The organism is Nocardia arizonensis, from assembly GCF_001310275.1.
GTDB lineage: Bacteria > Actinomycetota > Actinomycetes > Mycobacteriales > Mycobacteriaceae > Nocardia > Nocardia arizonensis.
This window is the reverse complement of sequence record NZ_LGYZ01000110.1, coordinates 36852-63195: the sequence shown is the minus strand read 5'-3', so window position 1 is coordinate 63195 and position 26344 is coordinate 36852. Positions and strand designations below refer to the sequence as shown.

General features: G+C 70.2%; 13 protein-coding genes. 9 read left to right on the top strand and 4 right to left on the bottom strand.

What is annotated here, in order from left to right; all coding sequences use genetic code 11:
* Positions 1–29 precede the first annotated feature (29 nt).
* Positions 30–428, top strand: a complete 399-nt coding sequence (locus APZ21_RS25695) for a hypothetical protein (RefSeq protein ID WP_054815854.1) — start codon at positions 30–32, stop codon at positions 426–428.
* Between the two features lie 9 nt (positions 429–437).
* Here the strand turns inward: APZ21_RS25695 and APZ21_RS25690 are convergent, their stop codons facing one another.
* From APZ21_RS25690 to APZ21_RS25680, 3 genes are all read right to left on the bottom strand, one after another.
* Entirely contained in the window at positions 438–1367 is a 930-nt protein-coding gene (locus tag APZ21_RS25690; protein ID WP_054815853.1) for an RluA family pseudouridine synthase, read from the bottom strand.
* 44 nt (positions 1368–1411) lie between these two features.
* On the bottom strand, positions 1412–2119 hold the full coding sequence (locus APZ21_RS25685) for a siderophore-interacting protein (protein ID WP_054815852.1): 708 nt from the start codon (positions 2117–2119) through the stop codon (positions 1412–1414).
* 104 nt (positions 2120–2223) lie between these two features.
* Positions 2224–2691, bottom strand: coding sequence for an MTB12 C-terminal domain-containing protein (locus APZ21_RS25680; protein WP_054815851.1), 468 nt, complete (start codon positions 2689–2691; stop codon positions 2224–2226).
* 153 nt (positions 2692–2844) lie between these two features.
* On the opposite strand from APZ21_RS25680, the gene APZ21_RS25675 reads away from it, so the two are divergent.
* The 8 genes from APZ21_RS25675 (at position 2845) to APZ21_RS25640 (ending at position 24979) form a co-directional block, all read left to right on the top strand.
* Positions 2845–4131, top strand: a complete 1287-nt coding sequence (locus APZ21_RS25675) for a SidA/IucD/PvdA family monooxygenase (RefSeq protein WP_054815850.1) — start codon at positions 2845–2847, stop codon at positions 4129–4131.
* Between the two features lie 73 nt (positions 4132–4204).
* Positions 4205–5140 (top strand): methionyl-tRNA formyltransferase, encoded by a 936-nt coding sequence (locus tag APZ21_RS25670; RefSeq protein ID WP_054815849.1) that lies wholly within the window; start codon positions 4205–4207, stop codon positions 5138–5140.
* Between the two features lie 81 nt (positions 5141–5221).
* Positions 5222–10282 (top strand): non-ribosomal peptide synthetase, encoded by a 5061-nt coding sequence (locus tag APZ21_RS25665; RefSeq protein ID WP_054815848.1) that lies wholly within the window; start codon positions 5222–5224, stop codon positions 10280–10282.
* Between the two features lie 75 nt (positions 10283–10357).
* The gene (locus tag APZ21_RS25660; protein ID WP_054815847.1) at positions 10358–14932 is read left to right on the top strand and encodes a non-ribosomal peptide synthetase; all 4575 of its coding nucleotides are present in this window, start codon (positions 10358–10360) and stop codon (positions 14930–14932) included.
* A gap of 135 nt (positions 14933–15067) precedes the next feature.
* Positions 15068–15820, top strand: coding sequence for a thioesterase II family protein (locus tag APZ21_RS25655; protein ID WP_054815846.1), 753 nt, complete (start codon positions 15068–15070; stop codon positions 15818–15820).
* Positions 15817–17160, top strand: coding sequence for a beta-ketoacyl [acyl carrier protein] synthase domain-containing protein (locus APZ21_RS25650; protein ID WP_054815845.1), 1344 nt, complete (start codon positions 15817–15819; stop codon positions 17158–17160). Before APZ21_RS25655 ends, APZ21_RS25650 begins: the two co-directional genes overlap by 4 nt.
* Positions 17138–21448, top strand: a complete 4311-nt coding sequence (gene nbtC / locus APZ21_RS25645; RefSeq protein WP_054815844.1) for a nocobactin polyketide synthase NbtC — start codon at positions 17138–17140, stop codon at positions 21446–21448. The genes APZ21_RS25650 and nbtC overlap by 23 nt, the downstream gene beginning before the upstream one ends.
* Before the next feature lie 39 nt (positions 21449–21487).
* Positions 21488–24979, top strand: a complete 3492-nt coding sequence (locus APZ21_RS25640; RefSeq protein ID WP_054815843.1) for a non-ribosomal peptide synthetase — start codon at positions 21488–21490, stop codon at positions 24977–24979.
* Here the strand turns inward: APZ21_RS25640 and APZ21_RS25635 are convergent.
* Complete coding sequence (locus APZ21_RS25635; protein ID WP_082393451.1) at positions 24957–26333, bottom strand: SagB family peptide dehydrogenase; 1377 nt, start codon at positions 26331–26333, stop codon at positions 24957–24959. The two genes, APZ21_RS25640 and APZ21_RS25635, sit on opposite strands and share 23 nt — an antisense overlap.
* Positions 26334–26344: the final 11 nt, after the last annotated feature.

The following is a 26344-nucleotide window of genomic DNA, read 5'->3' as shown; positions in this document are numbered from 1 at the left end:
CATCGAAAGCGCCGTCGAGGAGTGAGCTCATGAGATTCCGACCCGTCCGCCGTCTGGCCGCAGGCTTCGCCGCGGCGACCGTCGTGACCTGCGCGGCGGTCATGGCCGCACCGCAGGCGGCGGCGACCATCGAGGATCTGTCCGTAGACGGCCGGGTGCTTCAGGCCGGCTGCGTGTACCAGGTCACCGCCCGGGTGAACCACTGGCTCGAGGTCTGGTTCTACGACAACGCGCTGATCATCCCTGGCAGTCCGGTCAAGCCCGTGAACGGCGTCGCGACCATTCAGTGGAAGCCGGGTAAGTCGGGCACTCACACGCTGTCCGCGCTGCAAGGGCTGGCCTACGAGATCAAGGTGAATGTGGCCGAACCCACACTCACCGGCAGCGCGACGTGCGGCGCCGGACCGCTGGCGTGGATGGGTTCCTGACCTAGCGGGTCACCCGCGCCAGCCCCCGTAATCGGTCCACGCCTGGAGCGAACGCCGCGTTCGGAAGCGGCGCGGCAGGCCCGTCACCGGATCGGTGAACTCCAGTGTCGCCGCCAGCAATTGCAGCGGCCGGGTGAAATCGTGCACGGGTTTGTCGGTCAGCGTCGGATAGAAGTCGTCGCCGAGGATGGGGACGCCGAGGCCGTTCATGTGCAGCCGCAGCTGGTGGGTGCGCCCGGTGTGCGGGCGCAGCCGGTACCGGCCGAGTCCGTCGCGGTGTTCGAGCAGTTCCACCTCGGTCTCGGCATTGGGCTCGCCCGCGACCTGCTGGGCGGCCAGCACGTGCTTCTCCTTGACGATGCGGCTGCGCACGGTCCGCGGCAAGGTGAGTTCGGGATCGTACGGGGCGATGGCCTCGTATTCCTTGTGCACGGCGCGGCGGTGGAACATCGTCTGATACGCCCCGCGCCGCGCCGGATCGATGACGAACAGGAGCAGTCCGGCGGTGGCACGGTCGAGTCGATGCGCCGGGATCAGATCCGGCAGGTCGAGTTGGTGGCGCAGCCGAACCAGCGCGGTCTGCCTGATGTGGCCGCCGCGCGGAATCGTGGCGAGGAAGTGGGGTTTGTCCGCGACGAGCAGGGTGTCGTCGCGGTGCACGATCTCGATGTCGAAGGGAACGTCGACCTCGTCGGGCAGATCACGGTGGAACCACACGGCCCCGCCCGGCACATACGGGGCGTCGGGAGCGATCGGCCCGTCCAGGTCGACGATCTCGCCCGCGCGCAGCATCTCGTCGATGCGCGCCGGGTCGACCCGGGGCAGTCGCGCCGCCAGGTGGTCGCGGATGGTCGCCCACTCGCCGTCCTCCGGCAGCCGCAGCCGGGCCGGATCCAGACCGAACCGCTTGGGCAGCGGCGGTCGCTGCCTCCGTCTCATGATCGGACGAGCGTATCGAACCCGCGGCTCGGTGCGCCCGCGGCCTACTTCCAGTACGCCTGGGACTTGATGGAGCTCTTGGCCAGGCCGTGAGTGGTCTTGAGGGTCTTGACGATCGAGCGGGTGGTGGCGCCGCAGCAGGCGACCCAGCCGAACGCGTCGCTCGCGCAGGTGATCGCCTGTGCCTGCTCGCGCATGAGCCTGCCGTCGTCGACGCGCTGGAGCCAGGTGACCTCGTGGTGCGGCTTGTTGCGCACGGGGATGGTCCGATCCGATTCGTACTGCCATTCCAGCCACACCCGGGCCGGGGCGTCGCCGATGGCGTCGAGCAGTGAGTTGATCGCGGGCAGCGAGGCGGTGTCGCCGAAGATCACGTATTCGGCGGGCGCGGTGTCGGGGAGTGCGAATTTGGAGCCGAGCACGCTGGCTTCGAGTGGGTCACCCGCGCGGGCGTCGCGCGCCCAGTTCGCGGCGGGCCCGTTGTGCAGGGCGAATTCGATCGAGAACCGGTCGTTGGCCGGGTCGGGATCGACGAGGGTGAAGGCCCGGTGGTGCAGTTTGTCGCTGTTCGCCTCGGGGATCCACACCCGGATCCATTGCGTGGGGTGTACGGGATGATCGGCCAGCAGTCCGCCCGCCTCGAAGCCGAGTCGGACGAACTTCTCCGTGACCTCTTCGGTGGATGTCACGGTGAGCCGGTAGTCTTTCCCGCCCCACGCCTTCACAACGACGCCGCTGAATCCTCTGCTCATGGAACTGAGGTTAGCCTAAGAATACTTGGCGGTCACGTCGTAACCCGGGAAAGCGCCGAAGCGCCCTGCGTGGGCGGGGCGCTTCGGGTTGTCCTCGGAACGGATCAGCAGCCGGTGCCGACGAAGTTCCCGATATTGCAGACCGATTCCTGGGTCAGCTTCCAGGTGCCGCCGACCCGGCGCCAGGACAGGTCGAAGTACCACGGGTCGTAACCGTCGGTCGCGGTGAGCAATTGGGCGTAGATGGTGTCGCCGCCATCGCTGACATTGACGACATCCCAGCGCCAGCTCGCGGGCGCGATGGCGATCAGGGCCGCGGCGCGGTCGAAGGCGGGCAGACCCGCTTCGCCGGTCTCCACCTCGGCGGCCCGCGCCGAACGCGGCGCGTTGACATTGAGCAGCACGCCGACCTTCGCGCGCAGTTCGCCCTGGCCGGGCCCGCTCGCGTGCAACGGGGTGACCAGCGGTGCGGCCTGGGCGACCGAGGCGGCCACGACGGCACCGGCGGTGCCGGTCAGGACCGAGGCGGCGATCGCGAGAGCGCCGAGGGTCTTTCGGCTGAGTCCGATCATCTGTTCATTCCAATCATCCGGGCGTGCCCTCACTCGTGGTCGAGTCGCGCACGCCCATTCACTGTAAGGTAAGCCTATGCAAACATAGCTGCGCGGATTCGGTCGACGTGGGCGTGCCCACGGCTGCGGCGCCGGTCGAGAGTGGGAGAAGTAGTGGGAACACTGGCGGTAATCGGTGCGGGTCCGAAGGCGCTGGCGGTGGCCGCCAAGGCGCATGTGCTGCGCGAACTGGGTCTGCCCGCGCCGCGCGTCGTGGTCGTGGAAGCACGGGCGGTGGGCGGGAATTGGCTGCCGAGCGGCGGATGGACCGACGGTCGGCACCGGCTCGGCACCAGCCCGGAGAAGGATGTCGGCTTCCCCTACCACTCCACCCTGGTCCGCGGGCGCAACCGGGCCGTCAACGAGGCCATGACGGCCTACAGTTGGACCTCGTTCCTGATCGACCAGGGCACCTACGCCGAATGGATCGATCGCGGCAGGCCGAGTCCGCAGCATCACGTCTGGGCGAAATATCTCCAATGGGTCGCGCGCGCCATCGATCTCGACGTCGTCCACGCCACCGCGCGGTCCATCGCCGCGACCGCCGAGGGTTGGCGGATCGGCGCGGTCGATGCCGACGGCGCGACTATCGAACTCGAGGCCGAGTGCCTGATGATCACCGGACCGGGACGCAGCGAGAAGGCGCTCGCCAAACATCCGAAGGTGCTGAGCATCGCGGAATTCTGGGATATGGCGGGTCGGCGGAGCCTGCCGGTCTCCTCCCGGGTGGCCGTCATCGGCGGCGGCGAGACCGCGGGATCGGCGCTGGACGAACTGATCCGCCACGGCATGCTCTCCATCTCGGTCATCTCGCCGATGGCGACGATCTACACCCGCGGCGAGAGCTATTTCGAGAATTCGCTATTCAGCGATCCGGTGAAATGGGGGTCGCTCAGTGTCGACGAGCGCCGCGACGTCATCCGGCGCACCGACCGCGGCGTGTTCTCGGTGCGGGTGCAGGAGAGTCTGCTCGCCGACAATCGGGTGCACCACATGCAGGGCCGCGTGGTGCGGGTGGCCGACCGCGGCGAGGCCGTCGCGTTGACGCTGCGCAACGAGATGCGACCGGATCAGCTGCACACCTGCGACTTGGTGATCGACGCGACCGGCGGGCGTCCGCTGTGGTTCCTCGAGATGTTCGACGCGAACACCGCCGATTTGCTGGAACTCGCCGTCGGCGGTGAGCTGACCCAGGCCAGGATCGAGGCGGCCATCGGCTACGACCTGGCGGTCTCCGGACTGGACGGCAAGCTGTATCTGCCGAATCTCGCGGCGCTGGCGCAGGGACCGGGTTTCCCGAATCTCAGTTGCCTCGGCGCGCTCTCGGATCGGGTGCTCCTGACCGCCGCGGCGCGCGAGGGCGCGGCGGCGCGCCGCGATGCCGCGCTGTCGGCGGAGTGATCCGGTCGGCATTCGCACCTCGACCACAATAGGTTAGGCTAACCTTTGTCATTGCTAGGGAAGGTTCGGTTTCATGCGTATCGTGTCGTTCGGTTTCCAGACCTGGGGTCGCAAGACCCTTCAGGCCCTGATCGACTCGGAACACGAGGTGGTGCTCGCGGTCACCCATCCGGCGAGCGGGCATTCCTATAAGGCGATCTTCTCCGACTCGGTCGAGGAACTGGCTCGGGAGCACAGGATTCCGGTGCATCTGACCGACCGGGCCGACACCGAGACCATCGACCTCGTCAAGCGGGCCGAGCCGGACGTCATCGTCGTCAACAGCTGGTACACCCGGATGCCCGCGGAACTCTACGACCTCCCGCCGCACGGCACGCTGAACCTGCACGACTCGCTGCTGCCGAAGTTCACCGGATTCTCCCCGGTGCTGTGGGCGCTGATCAGCGGCGCCACCGAAACCGGCCTCACCGTGCACCGCATGGACGAAGGTCTCGACACCGGTGACATCATCGTCCAGCGTTCGATCCCCATCGGCCCCACCGACACCGGCACCGACCTGGTGCTGCGCGGTATGGAGCTGATCCCCGGCGCGATCGGCGAGGCGCTGGCCGCCCTCGATTCCGGTGCGGCGGTGTGGCGTCCGCAGAACAAGGCCGAGCGCACCTACTTCCACAAGCGGTCCGAACGCGACAGCCGCATCGACTGGACCTGGTCGGCGGCCGATCTGGAGCGGTTCGTGCGCGCGCTGTCGGCGCCGTATCCGCGCGCGTTCAGCCACTACCGCGGTGAGCGGATCGCGATCCTGTCCGCGCGGGTCTCCGCGGCGCGCTACGGCGGTACCCCGGGCCGGGTCATCGTGCAGGAAGGCGGCGGCGCGGTGGTGTCGGGCGTCGACGCGCATCGCGGCGGCAACCACGCGCTGGTGGTCACCCGGGTGCGCGACTCGGCGGGCGTCGAATTCGACGGTGCCGAATTCTTCACGCGCGGAGGATATCTCACCGACGAGTGAGCCGAGCGCCCACCGCGTTCCGGTACCGCCCGTCCGGCGTGTACGGATACCGAGCCCGACAGACGATTTCGAAGGACGGACATGGCAGACGACATTCTCGAGCGCCGTAAGCAACTGTTGCGGACACGTTTGCGCGAACAGGGCGTGCAGGCGCCGTCGAGCGCGCCCGCCCGGAGCCCGGGCGGGCGGGCGGGCGAACCCACCGCGCTGTCGGCGGCACAGCAGCGGATGTGGTTCGTACAGCGCCTCGACCCGAGCGACACCACGCTCAATGTCTGCGTGGCCTACCGCCTCGACGGACTCGCCGACGCCGACCGGTTGCGCGCGGCGTTCGCCACCGTTGTCGCCAGGCACGAGATCCTGCGCACCACCTACGGAATCGGCGAACAGGGCGAGCCGTACCAGATCTCCCGCGACGAGGCCGAACTCGTCTGGCGGAACCACGACCTCACCGATCTGGCCGACGCCGTCCGCGAGCGCCGGGTCGAGGTGCTGGCGCGGCGCGAGTTCGCCCGCCCCTTCGACCTGTCGGCCGACCTGCCGCTGCGGCCCACTCTGATCAGGGTCGGCGACACCTCCTACGTACTGGTGCTCGTGGTCCACCACATCGGCTGGGACGACGATTCGTGGCCGGTGTTCTTCGCCGAACTCAACGCGGCCTACCGCGGCGAGGCGCTGCCCGTACTCGGCGCGCAGTACGTGGACGTCGAGGTGCTCGACGCGGACGTGTCCGATGATCCGGCGGGACTGGAATTCTGGCGCGCCGCGCTGACCCCGTTACCCGAACCGTTGGAACTACCCGGCCCGCGCGGCGGCGTAACCACCAAGAATGCCGATCGCGTGGTGCGCGAGCTCCCCGCCGCGCTCATGGACGCGGTGACCGCTGCCGCCCGCGAATACGCGGCGACCCCGTACACGGTGCTGCTGACCGCGTTCCAGGCGCTGATGCACCGCTACACCGCCGCGACCGACTTCCTCGTCTCCGTGCCGGTGACCAATCGCCGCGACGCGCGGGCCGAGGCGTTGATCGGCTACTTCGGCAATACGCTGCTGGTCCGGGCGCTGCCCGCGGGCGCGCGGAGTTTCCGCACGCTGCTGGAACAGACCCGCGACGCCGTGGCCGCCGCGTTAACCCACCGGCACGTCGGCGTCGACCGCGTCATCCAGGCGGTGAGCCCGGAGCGGGTCGCGGGCAGCGACGCGATGGAACAGCTGGTACGGATCAGCTTCACCGTGCGCGGGGCGACGAACGGATTCGATCTGCCCGGTGTCTCGGTCACCGAACTGCCGCTGGGCAGTCTGGTCGCCCAGGAACCGCTCGGCCTGATGATCGTCCAGGACGGCGCGGGCGCGCGGGTGGAGGCGACCTACCGGGTCGACGCGCTCGAACGTCCGCTGGTCGCCCGGATGCTCGATCATTTCGTGCGGATCCTCGACAACGCGCTGCGAGAGCCCGCGCGCGCCCTGCGTGATCTCGATCTGGTTGGCGCGGCCGAGCTCGACCGGCTGCTCGAACTCGCGCGCGGCACCCTGGTCGACGAGCGGCCGACCACCATGATCGCCATGTTCGAACGGCAGGTCGCGGCCACGCCCGACAATGTCGCGATCGTCTCCGACGAGATCGAACTGACCTATCGCGGCCTCGACGCTCGCGCGAATCGACTGGCGCACCGGCTGATCGGCGCAGGCGTCGGGCCGGAGGATCTGGTCGCGCTGCGCATGGCGACATCGGTGGAATTCGTGGTGGCGGCGCTCGCCGTGCAGAAGGCGGGCGCGGCGTATCTGCCCATCGACCCGGCCTACCCGCCCGAACGCACCGAATACCTGCTCGCCGACGCCGGACCGCGGCTGACCCTCGACCCCGCGGTGCTGGCCGAACTCGAGGCCGAGGCCGCGCGGCTGCCCGACCGCGCACCGGTGGACGCCGATCGCACCGCGGCGCTGCACCCGTCGAATATCGCCTACGTCATCTACACCTCCGGCTCCACCGGTAAGCCCAAAGGCGTTCCGGTGCCGCACGACGCGATCGCCGAACATCTGTCGGGCTTCAACGCCGAATGGGATCTCACCCCGCAGGACCGCGTATTGCAGTCCACCTCGGTGAGTTTCGACGCCTCCCTGCTCGACATCTTCGTCACCCTGACCGCCGGTGCGCGCGTGGTGATCCCCAAACCCGATGCCTACCGCGATATCCCGTACGTCGCGGATCTGGTGACCCGCCACGGCGTGACCGTGCTGCACATGGTGCCGTCCATGCTCGCCACCTTCCTTGTGCTGCCGGAGGTCGACGACTGGCGCAGCCTGCGCCGCGTCCCCGTCGGCGGCGAGGCGCTGCCCGGCGAGGTCGCCGACCGGTTCGCGGCGCAGTTCGACGCCGAACTGCGCAACCACTACGGCCCCACCGAGGCCGTGGTGTGTTCGACGCACATGGAGGTCGAGGGACCGCAGGGCAACGGCATTGTGCCGATCGGCCTGCCGAACCGCAATGTCCACCTCTACCTGCTCGACGACGCCCTCCAATTGGTGCCCTCGGGTGTCGTCGGCGAGATCTACCTGGGCGGAAGGCAGTTGGCGCGCGGGTATCTCGGGCGGGCCGGGCTCACCGCCGAACGTTTCGTCGCCGATCCGTTCCGCGCGGGCGGGCGGCTCTACCGCACCGGCGACCTGGCCCGGCGCACCGGAGGCGGGCAGATCGAATTCATCGGCCGCGCCGACGAACAGGTCAAGGTGCGCGGTCACCGGATCGAATTGGGCGAGGTCGAGGCCGCCGTCACCGATCACCCCTCGGTCGTGCACTGCGTGGTGATCGTGGCCGATCACGAGATGCTCGGCCCGGTGTTGGCCGCCTACCTCGTGGCGGCGCCCGGCGCCGAGGTCGATCCGGCCGAGGTCCGCGCGCACGTCGCGGCGACGCTGCCGGAGTACATGGTGCCATCGGCCTTCGTCGTGATCGACGGGGTGCCGCTTACCCCGCACGGCAAATTGGACAAGCGCGCGCTGCCGGCGCCCGCCTTCGCCGAGGCCCGCGCCTACCGTGAGCCGCAGACCCCGACCGAGGCGCGTATCGCGGAGTTGTTCGCGACGCTGTTCGCCCGCGAACGGGTCGGCGCCGACGATTCCTTCTTCGAACTCGGCGGCCATTCGCTGCTCGCCGCCCGGCTGATCACCATGATCCGCGCGGAATTCGGCATCGAGATCGATATGCGCGTGCCGTTCGACAAGCCGACGGTGACCGCGCTGGCCGCCCACTTGGTGGCCGCCTTCCGCGCGGAATTCGATATCGACCTCGACGAGATGGATGCCTTCGACGACGCGGAGCCGTTCGAGCCCGTCCCGCTGGACGAATCGCGGGCGGGTAGACCGCCGCTGGTGCGCCGCGCGCGCCCCGAGCACATTCCGCTGTCGTACTCCCAGCGCGTCTACTGGCTCCAGCGCAGGCTCGAGGGCGCCGTCGACGGCGAGAACGTCAGCTACCCGGTGCGTTTCGACGGCGACCTGGATGTGGACGCGCTGCGCGCGGCCATCGACGACGTGGTGGCCAGGCACGAATCGCTGCGGACCACCTTCCCGGAACACGACGGCAACCCGTATCAGCTCATCGCCCCGGCGGCGCCGGTCCCGGTGCCGGTGGTCGACATCAGCGGGGCCGCCGACGTCGAGGCGCGGTTGCGGCGCGAACTCGGCGAGGACTGGGACTACGTCTTCGATCTCGCGGCCGAGCCGATGGTCCGCTTCCGCATCCTGCGGATGGGTCCGGGGCGCACCGTGCTGTCGATCCTGATGCACCACATCATCGCCGACCTGCGCTCGTGCGAGATATTCCTGGACGACCTGACCATCGCCTATCGCGCCCGGGCCGCGGGCGCGGCGCCCGACTGGTCCGAACTGCCGCTCCAGTTCGCGGATTTCGCGATCTGGCAGCGCGAGACCTTCGACCGCGGCGCCGATCGCGCGGTGAGTCCGTACGGTCAGGCGCAGCTGGACTACTGGCGCGCGACGCTGGCGGGGCTGCCCGACGAGATCGCGGTGGCGCACGACCATCCGCGTCCGCGGGTGCTCGGCCGCAACGGACTCGGTGCCGCGCGGGTACTGCCCGCGGACCTATGGAATGCGCTGCGGGCGCGGGCCGAGGAGGTCGGCGCCACCGAATTCATGCTGTGCCAGGCGGTCAGCGCCGCGGTCGTCAATATCCTCGGCGGCATCGAGGATGTCGCGGTCGGCGCGGCGGTGGCGAACCGGATCGGCCAGACCACCGACGAACTCGTCGGCCTGTTCGCCAATGTCGTGGTCCTGCGCCACGACGTGTCCGGCGCACCGACCCCGCGCGTCATGCTCGAGCGGGTGCGCGATGCCGCGCTGGACGCGATCAGCCATCAGGGCGTGCCCTTCGAACGGCTCGTGGAGTCGATGAATCCGGCGCGGTCGCTCTCGCGCAATCCGCTGTTCCAGGTGATGATGCATTTTCGGCACCGTCCGAAGCCCGTGCCGTTCAGCGCCGACGGCGCCACCACGCTCACCGGTATCGCGGGCTACTACGACGTCTCCTTCATGGACTTCCACCTCGACTACTCGGTGGACACCACCGGTGAGCTGGTCGCGCGCGTCGTGGTCAATCCCGATCTGTACGAGGCCGCGACCGGGCAGATATTCGCCGACGTGCTCGAAGGGGTGCTGCGGGCCTTCGCCGAACAGCCGGACCGGGCGCTCGCCGAACTCGAGGTGCTGCCCCCCGGGTGGGATACCGGTCGCTCGACGGTGCGGCGCGTGGCGACGGTGACCGAAACCGGTTATGTCGCACCGCGTACCGAAACCGAACGGGTGCTAACGACCATACTCGAGGAACTGCTCGACCTCACCGATATCGGACGCGAGGACGGGTTCTTCGGTCTTGGCGGTGACAGTGTGATCGCCGTCAAGTGGGCGGCGCGCGCCGGCGAGGCGGGTCTGCCGCTGAGTCCGCAGATGGTGTTCGAGTACTTCACCATCGCGGAGCTGGCGGCCGCGGTGGACGAGGCGCTCGCCAATCCGCCCGAGGTGACGCCCGACGCCGCCGAAGCGCGGCAGCACGCCCCGATGTCGGCTTCCGGACTCGACGCGGACGCATTGGCCGCGCTTCGGAGTTCATGGGCGGCGCAGCGCTGATCGCGCTGTCGCGGACCGGATTTCGACCGCCCGCGCGGTGACGCCGCGCGGGCGGGCAGTGAGGCAGGAGAACCTATGAGTGAGGCGTTGGCGGAGATCGAGGATGTGCTGGCGCTCAGCCCGTTGCAGGAGGGTCTGTTCTCCCTGTCCCGGCTGACCGGTGACGGGCGCGACGTCTATACGATCCCGTTCGTGGTCGACATCGACGGCCCGGTGGACGCCGATCTACTGCGCCGGTGCGTCGAGACGCTGCTGCGCCGCCACCCGAATCTGCGCGCGGTGTTCTGGGATCGCGACGTGCCGCGGCCGGTGCAGATCGTGCCGCGCCTGGTCGAGTTGCCGTGGTCCGAACGCACCGCCCGGGTGGAGGAGTTGGACGCGGTCGAGGCCGAGGAGTTGTCGCGCCCGTTCGATCTCGGCAAGGGACCGTCGCTGCGCGCCACCCTGGTCACCCTGCCGCCCGCCGCGGACGGCACGGCGCGCTCGCGGCTGATCATGACCATCCACCACATCCTCGTGGACGGCTGGTCGCTCGGCGTCATGTTCGGCGAATTGCGGGCGCTGTACGCGGCGGGCGGCGCGGCCGAGGCGCTGACGCCGGTGCGGCCCTATCGCGACTACATCGGCTGGCTCGCCGCCAAGGACATGTCGGCGGCGCGCGACCGGTGGGCCGAACAGCTGTCGCGGCTCACCGGTCCGCTCATGGTCGCCGACGGCGGGGCGGGCATGGGACTGTCGGGCGCGGGCGGCACGGAGAGCGCCGAGGTCACGCGCTTCACGCTGTCCGCATCCGAGACCGCCCGATTGCGTAATTGGGCGCGCGGACAAGGACTCACGCTCAATTCGGTCGTGCAGTTCGCGTGGACGATCCTGCTGTCGCGGCTCACCGATCGCCGCGATGTCGTCTACGGCACGATAGTCACCGGGCGACCGGAGTCGATCGCAGGCGTGGAACGCATGATCGGACTGTTCCTCAACACCGTCCCGGTGGTGTTCCGTGTCGATCCGGCGGCTCCGGTGCAGGCCGAATGCGCACGGCTGCAACGGGAGTCGGCGGCCATGCGCGATTTCGGCTATCTGAGTCTGTCCGCGGTGCAGCGCGCCGCCGGGTACAGCTCGTTGTTCGACACCATGTTCGTCTTCCAGAACGCGCCAATGGACGAGATCGCGGCCGTCGCCGTCGGCGAGGTCACCTTCCGGCCGAGAATGGCCAAGAACCTCACGCACTACCCGCTCACCGTGGTCTCCTACGCCCACGGCGACGAGTTGGTCGTGGTCGTGGAGGCCATCGCCGCGTCGATCCCGTACCTGCCCGACGATATCGGGGAGGCCGTGACGGCGATCCTGCGGCGGCTGCCCGACGCCACGGATCTGCGCATCGACGACCTGGACGTGCTCTCCGAGGCGGCGCGCGCGCGGGTCCGCCGGTTCGAGACCACACCCGAGGCAACTGATTCCGAACGCGGCGCGACGATCATCGAACTGTTCGAGCGTCAGGCCGCCCGCACCCCGGACCTGACCGCGATCAGCACCGAGACCGATTGCCTCACCTATCGCGAAGTGTCCGAGCGGGCCAGGGGTTTGGCGCGCGAGCTCGGCGCGCGCGGCATCGGCCCCGAGGATGTCGTCGCCCTCCGCCTGCCGCGTGACGAGCGGGTGGTCATCGCGGTGCTCGCGGTGCTGGCGGTGGGCGCGGCCTATGTGCCCCTCGACCTCGCCCTGCCACCGGCGCGCGTCGAATCGATTCTGCGGCAGGCGAATCCGAGGCTCGTACTGGTGAGTGACGGGCGCGATGGCGATCTCGATCCCGAGACCGTCCTCGACCTCGACACCTTCGACCTCGTAGGGCATGCCACCGCCGAAATCGATTCGGCCCCGGTCGATCCGGCGCAGGCCGCCTACATCATCTTCACCTCGGGTTCGACCGGTGAGCCCAAGGGCGTGGTGAACTCGCACGCGGCCGTCGTGTCCTATTTCGCCGACCACCGGGCCCGGGTGTACCGGCCCGCGACGGCCCGGCTCGGTCGTCGGCTGCGTATCGCGCACGCCTGGTCGATGAGTTTCGACGCCTCCTGGCAGCCGATGGTCGGCCTGCTCGACGGACACGCCGTCCACCTGTTCGACGAGGCGGCCATGCGCGACGCCCGGCACCTGGTCGAGGGACTGCGACGGCACGCGATCGACATGATCGACACCACGCCGTCGATGTTTCGGCAGTTGGCCGCCGCGGGACTGCTCGACCGGCCGCCTGCGGTGCTGGCGCTGGGCGGCGAGGCCATCGACACCCAGCTGTGGGCGCGGCTGCGCGCGTTGCGCGATGTCGCGGTGCACAACTGCTACGGCCCGACCGAGACCACGGTCGAGGCGGTGGTCGCCGATGTGACCGCGCCGGGGGAAGGGCCTGCGACGCCGACCATCGGCGGACCGACCGCGGGAACCTCCGCCTACGTGCTGGACTCGCGGCTGCGTCCGGTCACCGTCGGGGTGACCGGCGAACTGTATCTCGCGGGTCCGCAGCTGGCGCGCGGCTATGTCGGCCGTCCCGGGCATACGGCGGGACGATTCGTCGCCGACCCCTTCGGCGGCGGGCGCATGTACCGCACCGGCGACCTGGTGCGCCGACTACCCGGCGGCACCCTCGGCTACCTCGGCCGGGCCGACGACCAGGTGAAGATCCGCGGCTACCGTATCGAGATCGGCGAGGTCGAGACCGCGCTGCGGACCCTGCCCGGTATCGCCGCCGCCGCCGCGACCGTGGTGCGGCGCGGTGACGCGGTGACCCTGGTCGGATTCGTGGTGTGCGCGCCCGGCCGCGCCGCCGATCCGGTCGCGCTGCGGGCCGCGCTCGCCGAACGCCTGCCCGCGTACATGATTCCGGCCCGGCTGACCGTGCTCGCGGCGCTCCCGGTGAACGCCAACGGCAAACTCGACGTGCGCGAATTGGCCGCGCTGGCCGAGAGCGCGCCGGCGGGCGACGCCCGCCACGGATCGGCCGAACCCGCGACCGAGACCGAACGCGCGCTCACCGAGATCCTCACCGAGGTGTTCGACGGCCGCGCACCGGGTGTCACCGACGACTTCTTCGCCCTCGGCATGGACAGCATCGTCGCGATATCGCTGGTGAACAAGGCGCGGCGGCGCGGCATCGGCGTCGATGCGCGAATGGTGGTCGCGGCGCCGACGATTCGCGATCTCGCCGCCGCGCTCGACGCGCGGGCGCGTGAGTCCGCCGCGCGGGCGGCCGACGGCGCGGATTACGGACCGGTGCCGCCGCTGCCCATCGTGTCCTGGATGTACCGGCAGCCCAACTACCGCCGCCTGGCCCAGTACGTGCTGCTGGCCCTGCCCGACGCCATCTCGGGCGCGGATCTGGAAGCGGTCCTGCAAGCCGTGCTCGACGGGCACGCCACCCTGCGCTCCCGACTGGAGGAGACCGTGGACGGCCCGCGGCTGGTCACCCGGGAACCGGGCCGCGTGCGCGCCGCCGATGTGCTCGGCGTGCGCGAATTCACCGGTAAGGCAAAGAAATTGGGCGCGATGGTGAGCGCGGTGAGCCGTGCCGCGATCGACGGACTCGACCCGGCCGCGGGCGATATGGTGCGCGCGGTGTGGTTGCGCGGCGCACCCGGTGGCGACCTGCTCTTCCTCGCCGTGCACCACCTCGCGGTCGACGTGGTGTCCTGGGGCATTCTCATGGCCGACATGGCCGCGGCCTGGGAGCAGGTGGTCGCTGGTGCGGTGCCGAAGACGATCACCGAACCGACCTCCTACCGGCAGTGGTGTCGGCTGGTGTGGCAGCGCGCCGAGGACCCGGCCGTGCGCGCGCGACGTGACTACTGGCTCGCCCAGGTCGCCGGTCGGGACCCTGCGGTGGGCGCTCGCGAACCGGGTGTCGCCGATACCTGGGGCACGCTGCGGCTTACCTCGACCGAGATGTCGGCGGCCACCACCGCCCGCGTTCTCGGCGCGACGCGCAGGGCCGAGGGTGTCCGGGAATTCCTATTGGCCGCGTTGACGATGACGCTGGCCTCGTGGCGGCGCGAGCGCGGCCAGGACGCCGACGGCGGCGCGCTGATCGGGTTGGAGAGCCACGGCCGGGCCGACGCCGTCGTCGGGGCCGATAGCTCCGGCACGGTCGGCTGGTTCTCCACGACCTATCCGGTGCGGCTCGGCGCGGGTGCGTACGCCGTCGACGTGGACTCGGCCCGCGCGGATCCGGCGCGGGCGCGCGAACTGCTGGATTCTGTCGTCACCCATCTGGGTTCGGTGCCGGGACAGGGTCTCGACTTCGGCCTGCTGCGTTCGGTGCTCGGCGACGCCGAACTGGTGGCGGCGCGGGAACCACAGGTCGAGTTCAACTACCTCGGCCGGGTCGATCTCGGCGGGCGCGGCGAGCGGGCCTGGTCGATGGTGACCGATCCGGCGATCGCCGCCGCGCTGCCGGTCGCGCCGGAGCCGGATCTGCCGCTGCGGTACGCGCTCGGCCTGATCGCGGCGGTGCACGCGGGGCAGGACGGTCCGCGCTTGGCGATCACCTGGCGATGGAGCGCCGCGTTGTTCACCGCCGACGAGATCGATCGACTGGCCGAACTCTGGGACGGTGCCGTCGAGGCGCTGGCGGCGGCTACCGCAGTTAGTTCAGCCAGATAGTTATGGTAGCCTTACCTAATCTTGACCTTGATATCCGTTCGGACGGAAATCGGTTGCGATGCGACATGTATCGAACGGTTCGCGGAATGGCTTCCGCCGGAGTGCTCGGCGGGAGTTTCGAAAGTGGGTAACACAATGCAGCACAAACCGGGATGGATAAGGAAGTTTCACAAACCGGATTCGCCCGAGCGGCTGCCGCTGTTGATCTTTCCGCACGCGGGTGCGGGCGCCTCCGCGTATCGCGCGCTGTCGAAAGCGTCGAGTGCGCACTACGACGTCATCGTCTTCCAGTATCCCGGCCGCCAAGACCGCGCGGGCGAACCGGCGTTGACCTCACTCCAGGACATCGCGACGGGCGCGTTCGCGGAATTCCGTATGTCCGGGTACAACCGCGACGTGCCGATCGTCGCGTTCGGGCACAGCATGGGCGCGCTGGTCTCCTTCGAATTCGTCCGGCTCGCCCTCGCCGCGGGCGTCGACGTCCGTCAGCTCACCGTGTCGGCCGCGGTCGCGCCGTCGCGCGCGGAATACCGCGAGCCCACACCGGAAGACGACGACGAACTCCTCGACCACCTCGTCATGCTCGAGGGAATCGATTCCGACGTGCTGGCCAGCCGGGAGATCATGCGGCTGGCACTGCCCGCCATCAAGGCCGACCACAAGGCGTCCGAGGCATACCGGTGTCCCGAGACGGTGCGGGTCGCCACCCGCGTCCACGCGATCGGCGGCGACCGCGACCCGATCGTGTCGATGGCCGATCTGCAAGGCTGGCGCCGCCACGGCGACGACGTCGAGATCACCATGTTCGAGGGCGGACATTTCTATCTGAACAATCACGTCGACGCCGTCGCGGAATTACTCGCCGAACAGGCTGATCCGACGGTATGAGACACGAGGACTCAGCGGTGACATCAGCTACGGCGCGCGACGTCGATCACATCGTCATATCAGGAATGGCCGTCGAGGCACCGGGCGGAGTCGACAGTCCGGGGTCGTTCTGGGCCGCACTCGAATCGGAACGCGAATTGATCGGGCCGTTTCCTCGCGACCGCGGCTGGTCGATCGAGGAATTGCTGTCGCTCGGCGAACTCGACGGCTGGAGTCCCGTGCGCGACGCGGGCGGATTCCTCGGCGACGCGGCCGAATTCGATCCGGCGTTCTTCGGAATCGGACGGCGCGAAGCGCTCGCCACCGATCCGCAACAGCGGGTCGCGCTGCGTGTCGCGTGGCGCGCGCTCGAGAACGCCGGACTGAATCCCGGTGCGCTCGGCGATGACGACGCCGGATGCTTCATCGGATGCTCGCCGATGGAATACGGGCCGCCTGCCTCGGAAGTCAACGAGTACACCGGGGTTCGGACCATCGGCTACGGATTGCTCGGCGTCGCGGGCCGGATCTCGCATTCACTCGGGCTCACCGGCCCCTCCATGACCGTCGACGCCGCCTGCGCCTCCTCGCTGACCGCTCTGCATCTGGCCGCCGCCGCCGTGCGCGACGGCGACTGCGAATGGGCGCTGGCGGGCGCGGTGTGCGTGATGGGCTCGCCGGCGGCCTTCTACGAATTCTCCAAGCACAACGCGCTGTCCACCGACGGCCACTGCCGCTCCTACTCCGACGACGCCACCGGCACGCTGTGGGGCGAGGGCGCGGGCATCGTCATCGTCGAACGCGAATCGCGGGCCCGCCGACTCGGTCACCGCGTCCACGGCAGGCTGCTTGCCTCCGAGCACAACCACAACGGCAAGGGCAAACCGATCCTGGTGCCGCGCGCCGACGCCCAGGAACGGCTGATCCGCAAGACCCTCGCCAAATCCGGCATCGACGCGGCCGACGTCGGCATGATCGAGGGGCACGGCACCGCGACCCGGGCGGGCGATCCGGTGGAACTGCTCGCCTTGCAGAACACCTACGGTGTCGCCGGATCGAATCCGCTGCTCGGTTCGGTGAAGTCCAACGCCGGTCACGCGCAGGCCGCCGCGGGCATGCTCGGCCTGGTCAAACTGCTGCTCGCGGGCCGATACGGACAGATCCCGGCCACGCTGTTCGCCGACATCCCGACCACCCGGGTGGACTGGGACCGGTCGAATCTGCGTCTGGCCACGAAACTTCAGCCGTGGGAACCGAAGGACGGCATGCGCTACGGCGCGGTCTCCTCGTTCGGGGCGGGGGGATCCAACGCGCACGCGATCATCGCGATGCCCGTTCGTGAGGAGTACGACGATTTCTAGCTATCGACTACCCGACGGATCGATTCCGGTCCTGCTGTCGGCGGACAATCCGGGCACGCTGCGCGAAGAGGCGGCGGCCATCCTCTCCTACGTCCGGGATCGCCCGACGCTGGCCCCGGAACGGGTGGCGGACATGCTGTTCCGCACCCGGGTCGCGCGTCGGTACCGCGCCCTGCTCGCGGTCACCGACCGCGCCGAACTCGACGCGGCGCTGGCCGCGGTGCGCGACGGCCTCGATCACCCCGCGGTGACCGCCACCGGGTCCGAACCCGCCGGTTCGCGCACGGTCGCCTACGTGCTGCCGGGTCAGGGGGCACAGCGGCCCGGAATGGGCAGGCTGTTCTACGACCGCGTCGACGCCTTCCGCGCCGAGGTCGACCGGTGCGACGACATATTCCGGGACCTGTTCGGCGAGTCGCCATTGCCATACCTGCTCGACGCCGAGGATATCGCCGCCGCACCCGAGAATGCCGCGACCGTCCAAGCCGCGCTGTTCACGCAGATGGCGGGCCTCGGCGCGATGTGGCGCGCGGTGGGCGTCGAACCCGCCGTCACGGTCGGGCACAGTCAGGGCGAGATCGCCGCGGCCTACCTGTCGGGCGCCATGAGCCTGGCCGACGCCATCGTCGTGGTCGGTACCAGGGCGCGCGCGGTCGACAAGATCTCCTCCGATCGCTACGCCATGGCCGTGCTGGCCGCCGACCGCGACGAATGCGAGGACGTGCTGGCTCGCCAGTCCGGGTGGGCGCAGGTCTCGGTGCTGAATTCGCCGCGCATGGTCGGCATTTCCGGCGACCGCGCGACCGTGCGGAACGTCGTGGACGTGCTGACCGAGCGCGGCCGTTTCGCCCGGGTGATTCGGGTCGGGTATCCGGCGCACACCGTTCTGCTCAACGAATTCCGCGACCTCATCCACGACGCGCTGCGTGGCCGCCTCGAGAGCCCGCGCTTCCTCGAATCCGGGATCGCCTGCGTCGGTGCGACACTCGGTGACGCCATCACTCCTGACCTGCCGGTCGAGGAGTACTGGTTCTGGAATCTGCGAAATCCGGTTCGCTTCGACCGCGCCATCGCGACCACGCTGGCGCGCGAGGTCGACACCTTCGTCGAACTGGCCGAACATCCGACGCTGCACCTGGCCGTGGCGCAGAGCATCGCCGAATACGCCGCCGACCGCGCGGTCACGGTGCGCGGCACCTCGAGCCGCACGGCCACCGATCTCACCGAGTTCACCCGCAATCTCGCGGCGCTGGCCGTCGACGATCTGGACTACCGCTGGGAAAGCCTGCGGGTGGACACCGGCGCGCCGGTGTGGCCGCCGCTGCCGGACTTCCCGAACGCGCGGATGAACGAGACGACATTGTGGCTGCCGCACGACCTCTCGCGGCGGGTGCGCGCGACCGCGCCGACCGAACCGGTCGCGCCCGCCGAAAACCTGCCGAAACCCCAACTGCTGGTAGAGGACTGGGTTCGGCTCGGGCGGCGTTCCCTGTCCGCTCCGCGCACGGTCGGCATCGTCGACCACACCGGTCGCGGCGTCGAACTCGCCGCCGCACTTATCGACTACGCGACGGGTCAGGGCCTCGGCTGGCGGGCGCTGGATATCGAAGCGGGCAGCGGCGACGGCGATATCGACGCCGTGCTGGTCCTGCTGCCCGAATTCCCGGATACGGACGCCGCCGCCAGTGTGGCCGAGGTCGCGGAATTCCTCGGCGGCAGGCGCTGGTGGACCGAACCGACCGCCGGGGTGAGCGAATACTGGCTGCTGACCGTCGGCGGCGAGGCCGTGCTCGCCGCCGACGCGCCGCCGCATCCGGTGCCCGCCGCGGTGAGCGCCGGATTCCGTTCGGCGAGCGCGGAATATCCGAGTGTCGCGTTCCGGCGCCTTGATCTCGCGCCGGACCAGGCGACCGCGCGGGCCGCGGCGTCGATCGTGACCGCACTGCACACGGCCGACGAGCCGGAACTCGCGCTGCGCGACGGCAATCTGTACGCCAAGCGCCTGGTCGAGGCCGATCGCGCGGCGCTGCTGCGCGGGCCGGTCACCGGACGCGAGGTGTTGATCACCGGCGGCACCGGCAGGCTCGGACTCGAGTTCGCCGAACACGCGGTGCGGTCGGGCGCGCGGCGGGTCACGCTGGTGAGTCGGTCGGGGGAAACCGCGGCGACCGCCGCCAGGCTGCGCGCACTGCGCGGTCTCGGCGCCGCCGAGATCGCCGTGGCCGCCTGTGATATCGCCGACCGCGCCGCCGTCGCCGAGCTGGCCCGGACGCTGAGCGGACGGCCGGTGGATCTGGTGATCCACGCCGCGGCCGACAATTCCGACATCGGCGGACTCGGACTCACCGGGATCACCCACGCGCGGGTCGAGCGGGCGATGTCGGGGAAAGTGGTCGGCATCTGCGCGCTGCTTGACGCGCTGATCACGACTCCCGACTGCGATGTCGTGCTGTGCTCGTCGCTGGCGGCCACACTCGGCGGTCGCGGCACGGTCGTCTACGCCGCGGCCAACCGGATGGTCGACGCCCTCGCGGCCCGCCGCCGCGCCGAGGGCGCGCGGTGGGTGTCCGTGCAGTGGGGCCAGTGGTCGGTCTTCGAGGGCGCGGGCGATGCCGATATCGCCGCACTGGCCGAGGTCGGCTATCTCCCGATGGCCGCCGCCGACGCCATCGCGCTCGGTCTGGGCGGTCTGCGCGGCAATGCCGTCGTCGCCGCCTTCGACTGGGAGCGCGGACGCGCGGTACTCGGCGCGTTCGGCTACGGCCCCGTGCTGTCGGCACTGGAGGTTCCGGTCGCGGTCCCGGGGGCCGCCGCCACGCCGGTGATCGCCGCCGACGCGGCGGGCGCGCTCGACGTGCCGAGTCGCCTGACCCGGCTGCTCGCCGAGATCATCGGCGCCGACGACCTGTCCACCATCGACGGCGCCAGGTCGCTGGTCGCCCTCGGACTGGACTCCCTTCAGGCCCTGGAACTGCGCAGGCGCGTCAAGGGCGCATTCGGCGCCGATGTGCCGGTGGCTGATCTGATCGGCGGCGCGTCCCTCGACGATGTCATCCGGCTCGTCGGTGCCGAATCCGGCGTCGCCGCGCCGACGACCGGTGCGGCCGTGGTCCCGATTCGCGTCGCGCCAACGGTGACGACGCCGCCCCCGGGCGCGACCGCCACCGTCGAGGATCGGGTGGCGCGGGCGAAAGAGGCCGCCCAGCAAGCGGTTCCGGCCGATTTCGACGGCGACCGGTTCCGTTCCGCACGCGCGGACCTGGATCTGTTCGGTATGCGCGCCATGCTGGCCGCGCTGCGACCGTACCTGTCCGACAACGAGTTTCGCGGCGTGGACGAGATCGCGACGCGGATGGGGTTCGCGCCGCGGCACCGCTGGCTGCTGCGGCAGTGGTTGCGGGCGCTTGCCGAGGTCGGCAGTGTCGAAGGCGATGTCGACACCGGGTACCGCTACCTGCGACCGGTGCCGGACCCGATCCGCGCCGATCTGTTCGAAGTATGCGCCGACCTTGGGTATCCGCCTCCGCTCGCGACCTTCTTGCGAACCTGCGACGACCACCTGACCGCGTTGGCGCGCGACACCGTGCGGGTGCAGGAACTGCTGTTCCCCGATGGCGACATGACCACCGCCGAGGCCGCCTACCGCGACAATCTGAGCAGCCGCTACCTGAATCTGGCGGCGGGCCGCGCGGTCGCCGACCTGGTCCGTATCCTCACCGAGGACCGCTCGCCGGTCCGGGTGCTGGAACTTGGCGCCGGCATCGGCGGCACCACCGACGACGTGACCGCGGCACTGGCCGGGCTCGCGGTGGAGTACCACTTCACCGACGTGTCCGCCTTCTTCCTCGACGCCGCCAGACGCCGTTTCGCGCACTACCCGTGGATGCGCTACGGCCTGGTCGACATGAACGAGGATCTGGGCGAGCAACTGCCCTTCGACATCGTGATCGCCGCGAACGTGCTGCACAACGCCTACGACATCGGCGTGACGCTGCGGCGACTGCGCGAGCTGCTGAATCCGGGCGGTGCCGTGGTGGTGATCGAGACCTGCCACGCGCACTGCGAACAGCTGACCTCGGTGCACTTCCTGATGTCCCCGCGCGCGGATCGGCCGCACGCCGGACTGACCGATGTGCGCGCGGGTACCGACCGGATCTTCCTGACCGAACGGGAATGGCGGCGGGAACTGATCGCGGCCGGGCTGACCCCCGAGGTCGTGCTGCCCACGGCCGAGCATCCGGTCGCCGGGCTCGACCAGCGGGTTTTCCTCGCGGTGCGCGACCGCTAGTAGACGGATATGGCTGAGCAGGCAGGGAAAGAGGACGCGATGCAGTCGGCGCGGCGGCCGGACCACGGCGACATCACCAGGGACGAGATAAGGGCGGCGGTGGCGGCCCAACTCGGCATCGAGGCGGGCGCGGTCGCCGATGACGACGACCTGATCCAGGTCGGACTCGACTCCATCCGCACCATGAGACTGGCGGGTGGTTGGCGCAAGCGCGGCGTCGACATCGACTTCGCCCGGCTGGCGGCCGAACCGTCGGTGGCGGCGTGGCATCGTCTGCTCGGCGCCGGGCAGACCGCGCCGTCCGCCGAACCCGCCCCAGCCGCCGCGGATGCCGAAGCGGCCGAACCCTTTCCGCTGGCCCCCATGCAGCACGCCTACTGGATCGGTCGCTCCGACGAACAGGAACTCGGCGGGGTCGCGGCCCATCTCTACGTCGAATTCGACGGCGGCCACGTCGATCCCGCGCGTCTGGAACGCGCCGTCGCGGAGCTGGTCGCGGCTCATCCCATGCTGCGCACCCGATTCCTGCCCGATGGCACCCAGCAGACGATGCCCGCCCCCGGTGCGCCCGTCTTCGCCGTGGTCGACCTGCGCGGACATCTGCCGGAGGCCGCCGACGCCGTACTGGCCGATCTGCGCGAGGCCAAAACCCACCAGCGTCTCGACATCGAGCACGGCCGGGTCATCGACATCACGCTGACCCTGCGCGCGGCGGGCCGCACCCGCCTGCACCTCGACATCGACATGCTGGCGGGCGACGCCATGAGCTACCGCGTGCTGATCTCCGAACTCGCCGATCTGTACCACGGCGCGACGGTGACCGCCCCCGGCTACACCTATCGCGCCTACCGGACCGGACGCCGCGCCGACACCGCCGCCCGCGACCGTGACCGGCAATGGTGGCAGCGACGGCTGCCGGAACTGCCGGGCGCACCGGAACTTCCGACGGTCCCAGCGGGCGAGCGCGGCGCCCCGCATCGCACCGTGCGCTACGACCATTGGCTCGCGCCGCGGGCCAAGCGGCGGCTGCTCGCGGCCGCCCACGAACGCGGTATCACCCCGGCGATGGCGTTGGCGGCGGTCTTCGCCGAGACCGTCGGCGGCTGGTCGGCGCGGAGCCGCTTCCTGCTCAATGTCCCGCTGTTCCACCGCGAGCCGGTGCACCCCGACATCGACCGGGTGATAGGCGATTTCACCTCCTCGATCATGCTGGCGGTCGATGTCACCGAGAACGTGTCGGTCGCCGACCGGGCTCGCGCGCTGCAACGCGGAATGCACGAAAGCGGCGCGCACACGGCGTATTACGGACTCGAGGTGCTGCGTGACCTCGGACGGCACCGGGGCGAGCCGGTGCTGGCCCCGGTCGTGTACACCAGTGCGCTGAATCTCGGCGAGCTGTTCGCCGAGCGGGTCACCGAGACCTTCGGCGATCCGGTGTGGATCATCTCCCAGGGGCCGCAGGTTCTACTCGACGCGCAGGTCACCGAGGTGCGCGGCGGCCTGCTGCTCAACTGGGACGTGCGCGAATCCGCCTTCCCGCCGGGCATGGTCGACGCCATGTTCGCCCGCTACACCCGGGCGGTCGATCACCTGGCCGAGGGGGAGGCGGGCTGGAACGCCGAGGCGGCGGTGCGGCTGCCGATCGCCCAGGCCGAGGTGCGCGCCGCCGTCAACGCCACCGACGGACCCGTCAGCGGCCGGTGCCTACACCAGGGCCTGTTCGAGCACGCCGCGGCCGATCCCGACGCACCGGCGGTGGTGTGGGGCCTCGGCGCGGACGAAGGTCGATGGAGCTACGGCGAACTCGCCGCGTCGGCGCTGGCCGTCGCGGGCGCGCTTTACCATGCGGGGGTGCGGCCCGGCGACGCCGTCGCCATTCAGTTGCCCAAGGGACCCGATCAGATCCTGGCGACCCTCGGCGTCCTCGCCGCGGGCGCGACCTACGTGCCCATCGGATTCGACCAGCCGGTCGGGCGGCGCGCCGAAATCCTGCGCACCGGGGCCATCGTGGCCGCGCTGACGCCGGCGGAGGCGGATCTCGGCGCGCCGATACCGTGCCTGTCCATCGAGGCCGCGAGCGCCCACCCGGAGCCGCTCGCGGCCCCGGTCTTCCCGGATACCGGCGCGATCGCCTACGTGATCTTCACCTCCGGCTCGACGGGTGTGCCCAAGGGCGTCGACGTGCCGCACCGCGGCGCGATGAACACCATCGACGCGGTGAACGACTGGTTCGAGGTCGGTGCGGCCGACCGGGTGCTCGCGCTGTCGGCGCTGGAATTCGACGCCTCCGTCTACGACATGTTCGGCATGTTCTCGGTGGGCGGGTCGGTGGTCGCGGTCGATCCCGACCAGCGCGCGGAGGCCACCACCTGGGTGGAACTGCTGCGGCGGCACCGGGTGACGATCCTGAACTGTGTGCCGAGCATGCTCGACATGATCCTGGAGATCGGCGGCGACAGGTTCGGCGATTCGCTGCGCGCGGTCACCCTCGGCGGTGACTGGGTCGGCGCGGATCTGGCGCGGCGGCTGGCGGCCCAGGTGCCGGGCTGCCGTTTCGCCGGATTGGGCGGCGCGACCGAGACCTCCATTCACCACACCATCTGCGAGGTCGTGGGCGAACCGCCCGCACACTGGGCGACCGTGCCGTTCGGCGCGCCGCTGCGCAACGTGCGCTGCCGGGTGGTCTCGCCCGCGGGCCGCGACTGCCCCGACTGGGTGCCCGGCGAATTGTGGGTGGGCGGTGCGAATGTCGCGGCGGGCTACCGCAACGACCCCGAGCGCACCGCCGAACGATTCGTGGAATTCGAGGGCATCCGCTGGTACCGGACCGGCGATATGGCCCGCTACTGGCCCGACGGCACCATCGAATTCCTCGGCCGTGCCGACCACCAGGTCCAGATCCGGGGCTACCGCGTCGAATTGGGTGAGGTGGAGAGCGCCCTGCGCGCCGTCCCCGGCGTGCGCGACGCCGTCGCGGCGGTCGTCGGCGCCGGCGCGCTCAAACTGGTCGCCGCGGTGGCGGGAACGCGCGAGGAGATCGGCGACATCACCGCCGCCGTCGCGGACCTGTTGCCCGGCTACATGATTCCCACCCGGATCGAATACCTGGAGCGGATGCCGTTGACCCCCAACGGCAAACTCGACCGGCGGGCGGTGGCGGCGCTGCTCGAACCCGACGCGGCCGATATCGACGACGGCGCGCCCCGCGACGACCTCGAGGCCGCGCTGGTCGATATCGTCGCGGGCGTGCTCGGCGCGGACGCGGTCGGCGTGCACGACGACTTCTTCGGTCTCGGCGGCGACTCGGTGCTCGCGACCACCTTCGTCGCCCGTGTCCGCGAATGGCTCGAGGTCGATCACGCCCTGGTCGCCGACGTCTTCGCCGCCCGGAATGTGGCTGGGCTGGCCGAGCGGCTCGCCGCGCGCGAGGCCGATCGCGGCACACCGGATCGGCTCGCCGCGGTCGCGCGGGTCTACCTGGAGGTCGCGGCCATGACCGACGAGGAGGTCATGGCGCAGGCGTCCCGATGATGATGCTGCCGACGCTGCACTCCTCGAGTTCGTCGACGCCGGCGGCGGTTACGAAGGCGGCGGTGTCGACGAAACCCTGTGCGCAGACGCCGAGCCCCATCGCCGTCGCGACCAGGTACATCGTCTGCGTGAGCACGCCGACGTGTTTGAGGATGACCGCGTAGGAGACCTGTTCATAGGTCCACATCACCCGTCCCGAGCGTGCGCTCACGACGACGAGGGCCTGCGGTTCGGCCCCGCCCACCAGGGTGGCCGTGGTCGACTTCACCAGCTTGGCGACCCCGGGACTGTCGGCCGCGGCCACCGGACGCAGCACGTGCTCGTGCGAGTCGTAGTGGTACATGCCCGCGGCGATTCCGGCGACGTTGCGGATCACCGGATACAGCTCGAGCTCGTAGACGCCGCCACCGCTGGGATAGGGCTTGGACACCAGTTCCTCGCCCTCGACCTCGGAGCGGACGCCGCGGCTGCGGGCCGTCCGGTAGAGCAGTTCGCCGAGTTGCGCCACCGTCATGGGCGCGGCGTCGTCGAAGGCGCGGGTGGACACCCGATCCTCGAGTACCGCGGTCAGACTCGGGTCGCCGGTGCGCAGCGCGCCCAGATCGGGCCTCGGCAGCGCGATCGGCTCGCCCGGATAGGCGGGTTTGCGCGCGGGCGGTTGCGGGAATCGCCCCTTCGCCCATTTGGTCGGGCCGAAATGCTCCCAGGTGACAATTCGTTCGCCCAGCGTGCTGCGCCGGTGGAACCACAGATCCGGTGCGCTCCAACTGCGCGTGGTGAAGGCGCTGTCCTCGGCGGCCGGATCGGCGACGAGGAAGCCGAGCCGGAACAGGTCGTCGGCGAAGTGCGCGCGGACCGCCTCGGGCAGTCCGGTCTCGGCGGCATCGGGACCGTCGAGCAGTGCGAGCAGCCGCGCGTCGTGAATGTCGATGTCGCACCAGGACAGCGGATGCTCGAGTACGAATCCGTCCCGTTCACGGTGCAGCACCGCGAATTTCGACAGGGTCGCCGAATCGGGCCGCGCGCCGTCGGGCCGGGCGCGGGGTCGGCCGAAGGGCGCGACGGTGTAGAGGTCGCGATCGTCCGCGCGCACCGTCACCGCCAGCCACCCCGCGGTGGCGAGCCGCCCCATCAGCGCGGTGACATCCTCGCCGCCCGCCGCGGCGGTCAGTTCGGCGATGGTGGCGGGTCCGCGGTTGAGGGTCTTGAGCGCGAGCAGACCGCCCTTGCTCAGTCCGGTCAACTTCTGATTGTCGGGCGGATCGAGCAGGACCGCGCCGGCGGGCGTGGTGACACAGGTCACCCCGGTGCGCAGGGCGAGACGGGTCGGGTCGGAACCGGTGAGTGTGGGCACGGCGCGTCGAC